The sequence below is a fragment of the Pseudomonas sp. NPDC090201 genome (assembly GCF_044746825.1).
Classification (GTDB): domain Bacteria; phylum Pseudomonadota; class Gammaproteobacteria; order Pseudomonadales; family Pseudomonadaceae; genus Aquipseudomonas; species Aquipseudomonas putida_AD.
Genome location: NZ_JBIVCX010000017.1, coordinates 96,074 through 103,081, shown reverse-complemented (window position 1 = coordinate 103,081; position 7,008 = coordinate 96,074). Strand labels below are relative to the sequence as shown.

General features: G+C 61.2%; 7 protein-coding genes. 4 read left to right on the top strand and 3 right to left on the bottom strand.

What is annotated here, in order from left to right:
- Positions 1 to 547 precede the first annotated feature (547 nt).
- Positions 548 to 1,606 carry a quinolinate synthase NadA gene (gene nadA, locus ACIPOO_RS26240; RefSeq protein ID WP_400610861.1) on the top strand — a complete coding sequence of 353 codons (1,059 nt, stop codon included), beginning with the start codon at positions 548 to 550 and terminating at the stop codon, positions 1,604 to 1,606.
- Positions 1,607 to 1,700: 94 nt separating this feature from the next.
- Here nadA and ACIPOO_RS26235 read toward each other — a convergent pair whose 3' ends face one another.
- Complete coding sequence (locus tag ACIPOO_RS26235; protein WP_400610859.1) at positions 1,701 to 3,134, bottom strand: M48 family metalloprotease; 1,434 nt, start codon at positions 3,132 to 3,134, stop codon at positions 1,701 to 1,703.
- Positions 3,135 to 3,284: 150 nt separating this feature from the next.
- Between ACIPOO_RS26235 and ACIPOO_RS26230 the strand changes: the two genes are divergently transcribed.
- Together ACIPOO_RS26230 and ACIPOO_RS26225 are read left to right on the top strand one after the other, a co-directional pair.
- Entirely contained in the window at positions 3,285 to 3,536 is a 252-nt protein-coding gene (locus tag ACIPOO_RS26230) for a sulfurtransferase TusA family protein (protein ID WP_400610857.1), read from the top strand.
- A gap of 33 nt (positions 3,537 to 3,569) precedes the next feature.
- A complete protein-coding gene (locus tag ACIPOO_RS26225; protein WP_400610855.1) occupies positions 3,570 to 4,640 on the top strand; it encodes an AI-2E family transporter in 1,071 nt (356 codons plus the stop codon).
- Between the two features lie 114 nt (positions 4,641 to 4,754).
- Here ACIPOO_RS26225 and ACIPOO_RS26220 read toward each other — a convergent pair whose 3' ends face one another.
- Both ACIPOO_RS26220 and ACIPOO_RS26215 read right to left on the bottom strand, forming a co-directional pair.
- Positions 4,755 to 5,228, bottom strand: a complete 474-nt coding sequence (locus tag ACIPOO_RS26220; protein ID WP_400610853.1) for a peroxiredoxin — start codon at positions 5,226 to 5,228, stop codon at positions 4,755 to 4,757.
- 10 nt (positions 5,229 to 5,238) lie between these two features.
- A complete protein-coding gene (locus tag ACIPOO_RS26215; protein ID WP_274134556.1) occupies positions 5,239 to 5,802 on the bottom strand; it encodes a glycine cleavage system protein R in 564 nt (187 codons plus the stop codon).
- 326 nt (positions 5,803 to 6,128) lie between these two features.
- On the opposite strand from ACIPOO_RS26215, the gene dapA reads away from it, so the two are divergent.
- Complete coding sequence (dapA, locus tag ACIPOO_RS26210; RefSeq protein WP_274134558.1) at positions 6,129 to 7,007, top strand: 4-hydroxy-tetrahydrodipicolinate synthase; 879 nt, start codon at positions 6,129 to 6,131, stop codon at positions 7,005 to 7,007.
- The last annotated feature ends 1 nt before the right edge of the window (position 7,008 follow it).

The following is a 7,008-nucleotide window of genomic DNA, read 5'->3' as shown; positions in this document are numbered from 1 at the left end:
CCATGTGAGAGTAGGTCATCGTCAAGATTAAATTCCAGAACCCCAATCGCTAACGCGGTTGGGGTTTTGTTTTTGCGCCTGGAAAAGTTTTCCACACTGATGCCGCCCTGTAGGAGCGCGCTTGCCCGCGACTGCGCCAGGACAAACACCACCGCAGCGCCTGACCCACCGTCATCGCGGGCAAGCGCGCTCCTACAGGCGATTGTGGCGCCTATCCCGTAGCAGTCCGGCTTGCCGGCGAGGCGATCTCGGGTCCGCCATCGTCTGAATGCGACCCCTGACCCCTGTGGGAGCGGGCTTGCCCGCGACTGCGCCAGGACAAACACCACCGCACCGCCTGACCCACCGCCATCGCGGGCAAGCTCACGCCTACAGGTTCGTGGTGCTCCGCCGCCGGTAAGTGATCGCTCAACAGGTTACGTGATACATTCGCCGCCGCTTCAAAGCCGGAAGCTTCATGACCGTGAGGGTTTCCCGCTTTTTTTGTTGCCTGTTGTTCAGGTGTAAACTCGACGTTCGCGCTCGCGCGCATTCAGGTTCTGCGAACATGACACAGATTTCCGAACGCCTTCTGGTACAGGCGCATCTAGACGCCAAGCAGCCCAAGCCACTGACCCCGGAAGAAGAAGCCGAATACCGACGCCTGATCGCCGCCGAACTCAAGGCCCAGGACGCCGTACTGGTTGCGCACTTTTATTGCGATCCGGTGATTCAGGCGCTGGCTGAAGAAACCGGCGGCTGTGTGTCGGACTCCCTCGAAATGGCCCGCTTCGGCAAGAACCATCCCGCCAAGACCGTCCTGGTGGCCGGTGTGCGCTTCATGGGCGAAACCGCAAAGATCCTCACCCCAGAGAAACGCATCCTCATGCCGACGCTGGAGGCGACCTGCTCGCTGGACCTGGGCTGTGGCGTGGATGAGTTCACCGCATTCTGCGATCAGCACCCAGAGCGCACGGTGGTGGTGTACGCCAACACCTCGGCAGCGGTGAAGGCGAGGGCGGACTGGGTGGTGACCTCAAGCTGCGCGCTGGAGATCGTCGAGAGTTTGATGGACAACGGCGAGAAAATCATCTGGGGCCCGGACAAGCACCTGGGTCGCTACATCCAGCGCCAGACCGGTGCAGACATGCTGCTGTGGGACGGTGCATGCATCGTTCACGAAGAGTTCAAGTCGCGCCAGCTCGAAGACATGAAGGCGCTGTACCCGGATGCGGCGATCCTGGTGCACCCTGAGTCACCGGAATCGGTGATCGACCTGGCCGATGCCATCGGTTCGACCAGCCAGCTCATCAAGGCTGCGCAGACCTTACCGAACAAGACCTTCATCGTCGCGACCGACCGGGGCATCTTCTACAAGATGCAGCAGTTGTGCCCGGACAAGGTGTTCATCGAGGCCCCTACGGCCGGTAATGGCGCGGCATGCCGCAGTTGTGCGCACTGCCCGTGGATGGCGATGAATACCCTGGCGCGCACGCTGCAGTGCCTGCGTGAGGGGACCAACGAAGTCTTTGTAGACCCTGCGATCATCCCCAACGCCGTGCGCCCGCTGCAGCGCATGCTGGACTTCACCCAGGCTGCCCGGTTGAAACTGTCCGGTAACGCCTGAAGACAGCTTCAAGCTACGAGCCACAAGCTGCAAGAAAAAGCAAGATCACCGCGCTCCTTCTTGCGGCTTGTAGCTTGACGCTTGTAACTGCTCTTCAGTTCATCATCTCTTTGACCGCCCGCTCCTGGGCGATGATTTCCTGCTGCCGCGCATCGATCCGCGAGGCCAGTTGGAAGTTGTTGTTCGCCCGGCGCTTGGCGAACTCTAACTGCTGGATCGCCTGCTTGAAGTCGCCCATCAAGGCGAAGTACTCGGCGCGAGCCTGGTGTGAGCCGATCGTGTTGCCCGACAGGCCACGAGCATCGGCCACCTGGTTCCAGATATCCGGATCGTCCGAACGGCTCTTGAGCAGGGTCTCAAGGGCCTTCAGTGCTTCAGGCGCCTTGGACTGCTTGAGCAGCACATCCACCTTTGCCTGGTTGAGCGGGTAGTCGTCGGGATACATGTCCAGCATCCGGTCGACCCGCTGCTGGGCGTCAGGCAGGCGATTGTTGGTGATGTCCAGGTGGATGGCGGCCAGGTTGTAGGTGATGTTGTCCGGGGCCTTGTCCAGCAATGGCTTGAGGCTCTCGCGGGCTTCATTCAACTGGCCGGCCTTGGTCTGCGCCAGGGCCAGGCCGTAGCGCGCCGCGTCGTTTTTCGGGTTCTCGGTCAATTGCGCGCGGAAGCGCTTGGCTGCCACGCCCGGGGTTTCTTCATAGATCAGGATGACCCGCGAACGCATCAGCTGATACGCGAGGCTGTCTTCCTTGCCCCCCGGCTTGGCCTGTTCGGCGCGGTTGCGGGTGTCGGCGATACGCGACTCGGTCACCGGGTGGCTCATCAGGAATTCAGGCGGCTTGGCGTCATAGCGGTACTGGCGCGCCAGGCGCTCGAACATGGTCGGCATGTTGCGCGGGTCATAGCCGGCTTTTTCCAGATTGAGGATACCGATGCGGTCCGCTTCGGCCTCGTTCTGCCGGGAGAAGCGCGCCTGCTCCTGGATGGCCGCGGCCTGAGAGCCGGCGATGGCGGCAATACCGGCGTCACCTGCACCGGCAGCGGCCATGACGATGCCCGCCAGCATGGCCGCCATCACCGGCACCTGCATGCGTTGCTGCGCTTGCACCCCGCGAGCGAAGTGGCGTTGTGACAAGTGCGCCAGTTCGTGCGCCAGTACCGCTGCGTACTCGCCCTCGGTCTCGGCATGCAGGAACAGCCCGCCGTTGACCCCGATGATCCCGCCGGGCGCCGCGAAGGCGTTGATTTCCGGGGTGTTGATCAGGATGAATTCCAGGCGCCGGTCCTGCACCTGGCTGGTTTCGGCCAGGCGATAGACCGACGTCTCGACGAAGTCCTTCAGTTGCGAATCGGACAACTGCGAGACCTGCGCGCGCAACAGGCCCAGCCATGCGCGGCCCAGGTCGTGTTCCTGTTGCGGCGAGACGACGGAGGAACTGGCATCGCCGAGCGAGGGCAGATCGTCCGCGAAAGTCGGGGTTGCCATCAGGCAAGCGAGCGTCAGCAGTGCGGGGCGCAGAAAAGTCATGCACAAAACTCTGAGGCAGAAAGGGGTTACTGTAGCTGGCTCAATGGCTTGCTGACCAGAGTGGGGTATTCTTGAAAACCTGTAGGAATGTTCTTCTTCATGCTATTTGCGGTTTCTGTGTAATTGGATGTGTCTACCCGGAGAGAAACGATGTCTGACGCTGTAGGTCGTCCTGCGACCTGTGATGCCGAGCTGGATGCCAGCGGCCTGAATTGCCCGCTGCCGCTGCTTAAGGCCAAGATGGAACTCAACCGCCTGGCCAGTGGTGCCGTACTCAAGGTCACCGCCACCGACGCCGGCTCGCAACGGGATTTTCGCAGCTTTGCCAGACTGGCCGGGCATGCGCTGTTACATGAAGAAGTGGCTGACGGCATTTATCGCTACTGGCTACGCAAGGCCTGACGATTTCCTACCCCTCGCTTCAAAGGATCATTGATGTTCAAAGTGCTTCGCGACTGGATGCAGCGCTACTTCTCGGATGAAGAAGCCGTGGTGCTGGCGGTGCTGCTTGTCTTGGCGTTCACCATCGTCCTCACGCTGGGCGGCATGCTGGCCCCGGTACTGGCAGGTCTGGTGCTGGCCTTCCTGATGCAGGGGATGGTAGTTCAGCTCGAACGACTGCGCATGCCTGAAGGCGGTGCGGTCGGGGTGGTCTTCGCTCTGTTCATGGGGGCGCTGGCGTTGTTCCTGCTGGTGCTGGTGCCGTTGCTCTGGCATCAGATGATTACGCTGTTCAACGAGCTGCCGGGCATGCTCGCGAAATGGCAGTCCCTGCTACTGTTGTTGCCCGAGCGCTATCCGCACCTGGTGTCCGACGAGCAAGTGCTGCAGGCCATCGAGGCCGCCCGTGGCGAAATCGGCAAGTTCGGCCAGTGGGCCCTGACGTTCTCGCTGTCCAGCCTGCCGTTACTGGTCAACATGATGATCTACCTGGTGCTGGTGCCGATCCTCGTGTTCTTCTTCCTCAAGGACCGTCGGATGATTGGTCGCTGGGTCCGAGGATACCTTCCCCGTGAGCGTACGCTGATTACTCGCGTCGCCGAGGAGATGAACCGGCAGATCGCCAACTACATCCGTGGAAAAGTCATCGAGATCTTCATCTGCGGCGCAGTCACGTACATCGCGTTCGTCACCATGGGGCTCAACTACTCGGCGCTGCTGGCCATGCTGGTAGGCATTTCCGTCGTGGTGCCGTACGTGGGTGCGGTCGTGGTGACGGTGCCGGTGGCCTTCATCGCGTTGTTTCAGTGGGGCTGGAGCGACCAGTTCATCTATCTGATGGCGGTCTACGGGATCATCCAGACGCTGGATGGCAACGTGCTGGTGCCACTGCTGTTCTCGCAGACGGTGAGCCTGCATCCGGTCGCGATCATCTGCGCGGTGCTGTTGTTCGGCGGGCTGTGGGGCTTCTGGGGGATTTTCTTCGCGATTCCGCTGGCGACCCTGTTCAAGGCCGTGCTGGATGCCTGGCCACGCAATGAGCCGACGGTGGCACCGTTGTTGTAGGAGGCATGACGCAATCTCTGTAGGAGCGCGCTTGCCCGCGACGGCGTCCGGTCTGAATCACTTCGTGTGACTGACACAACGCCGTCGCGGGCAAGCGCGCTCCTACAGGGGGTGTCAGGCGTTATTGAGCGCCTGAGCCGCTTCCAGCACCGCAGCCACATGGCCCGGTACTTTCACCCCGCGCCATTCCTTGCGCAGCACACCGTTCTTGTCGATCAGGAAAGTGCTGCGATCAACGCCCATGTATTCCTTGCCGTACAGCTTCTTGAGCTTGATCACGTCGAACAGCTGGCAAAGCGCCTCGTCCTTGTCGGAAATCAGCTCGAAGGGGAATTCTTGCTTGGCCTTGAAGTTCTCATGGGATTTCAAGCCATCGCGGGACACGCCGAACACCAGGGTGTTGGCGGCCTTGAAGTCCGCGAACTGATCGCGAAAGCCCTGGCCTTCGGTGGTGCAGCCTGGGGTGCTGTCCTTGGGGTAGAAGTAAATCACCACTTGCTGGCCCTTGAGGGCCGACAGGCTGACCACCTGATCGCTGGTGGCTTGCACCTGAAAGTCGGCAACGGGTTTGTCCAGTTCTACAGCCATGGGGATGTCCTTACATTGGGGCTTGCGGGCGCCATGGTTCGATCAGCGCATCGAGGTTGAGGGCGTCGGCGAAGTCCAGGAACTGGTCACGCAGCCAACTGATCTGGGTGCCGGCCGGCAGGGTCACGGTGAACGTCGCGTTAAGCATGGTGCCGCCGGTCTGCGGGGCCTGATAGGTGTCGCAAATCAGGTTTTCCAGCTCGACATGGTGGTCGATGAAGAACTGGCACAGCTCGTTGATGATGTCCGGGCGGTAGGCCGAGCTTACGTACGCAACGTAAGGCAGGGCTTCCGGACGGCTTTCCAGCGAGGCGCTGCGCACCACGTTGACGGTGAACGCATGCTTCTTGGCCAGGTTCGGCAAGCCGGTCTCCAGGCGCGCCAGGGCGTCCCAGCTGCCGGAGACCTGCAGGATCAACGCGCTGCATTCGCCATGGCGAGTGAGGCGCGAGCTGACTACCGAGCAACGGTTTTCATGACTGGCGCGGCACAGGACGTTGGTCAGCTCCATCGGGTTGGCCCCAAGGGCACTGATGACAAGGAATTGTTCGCGAACTGTGGGGATGGACGACATGCAGCATTCCTAAGCGATGAGCGGTCGGTACATTGTGGGTCGGTGCGGCGGACTCGGTGAAAGTATCGATCGTGGCTTCGACTGGAACCCGTGCCCGTGTAGCCTCTCGCATCGGGCGGCAGCACTGCTGGAACGGGGTTTGTAGTGAAGAAAACGAACTCTCGGACGAGCTGCGCAGATGACCGGTACCGATCAAAGACCGAAGGGTAGCGAAAACCGTCGCCGAGGGGAATGCTCTCGGCGGCTGAAACCGTGGTACTTCGCTTGTGCAAGGTTGATGGCGCCAGTACCATTACCGCTCTCTTTTTCCGGCAGGAGCGGTTTGCATGATTGCGGGCAGTATGGTGGCACTGGTCACACCTATGGATGCACAGGGTCGTCTTGACTGGGACAGCCTGAGCAAACTGGTGGACTTTCACCTGAAAGAGGGCACCGACGCCATCGTTGCCGTCGGTACTACAGGTGAGTCGGCGACGCTGGACGTCAACGAACACATCGAAGTCATCCGTCACGTGGTCAAGCAGGTCGCCGGTCGCATTCCGGTGATCGCGGGCACAGGTGCCAACTCCACCCACGAAGCGGTCGAGCTGACCCGCAACGCCAAGACTGCCGGCGCCGACGCCTGCCTGCTGGTTACCCCGTACTACAACAAGCCGACCCAGGAAGGCCTGTACCAGCACTTCAAGTTCATCGCCGAAGCCGTCGATATTCCGCAGATCCTCTACAACGTGCCAGGCCGCACCGCCTGCGACATGAAAGCCGAGACCGTGATCCGCCTGTCGAAGATCAAGAACATCATCGCCATCAAGGAAGCCACCGGCGACCTGCAGCGCGCCAAGGACATCCTGGCCGGCGTCGACAGCGACTTCCTGGTCTACTCCGGTGATGATCCGACCGCCGTGGAGCTGATCCTGCTCGGTGGCAAGGGCAACATCTCCGTGACCGCCAACGTCGCACCGCGTGCCATGGCCGACCTGTGCCGCGCCGCGATGGCCGGTGACGCTGTCACCGCCCGCGCCATCCACGAAAAACTGATGCCGCTGAACAAGACCCTGTTCATCGAATCCAACCCTATCCCCGTGAAATGGGCCCTGCATGAGATGGGAATGATGCCGGACGGTATCCGTCTGCCGCTCACCTGGCTCAGCGAGTCCTGCCACGAGCCGGTACGTCAGGCCCTGCGTCAGTCCGGTGTTTTGGTTTAAT

Excerpts from the sequence above, each read along its gene's own strand:
- ACIPOO_RS26230 (WP_400610857.1), top strand. The coding sequence starts at position 3,285 with ATGTCTGACGCTGTAGGTCGTCCTGCGACCTGTGATGCCGAGCTGGAT.
- dapA (WP_274134558.1), top strand. The coding sequence starts at position 6,129 with ATGATTGCGGGCAGTATGGTGGCACTGGTCACACCTATGGATGCACAG.
- ACIPOO_RS26225 (WP_400610855.1), top strand. The coding sequence starts at position 3,570 with ATGTTCAAAGTGCTTCGCGACTGGATGCAGCGCTACTTCTCGGATGAA.
- ACIPOO_RS26235 (WP_400610859.1), bottom strand. The coding sequence starts at position 3,134 with ATGACTTTTCTGCGCCCCGCACTGCTGACGCTCGCTTGCCTGATGGCA.
- ACIPOO_RS26215 (WP_274134556.1), bottom strand. The coding sequence starts at position 5,802 with ATGTCGTCCATCCCCACAGTTCGCGAACAATTCCTTGTCATCAGTGCC.
- nadA (WP_400610861.1), top strand. The coding sequence starts at position 548 with ATGACACAGATTTCCGAACGCCTTCTGGTACAGGCGCATCTAGACGCC.
- ACIPOO_RS26220 (WP_400610853.1), bottom strand. The coding sequence starts at position 5,228 with ATGGCTGTAGAACTGGACAAACCCGTTGCCGACTTTCAGGTGCAAGCC.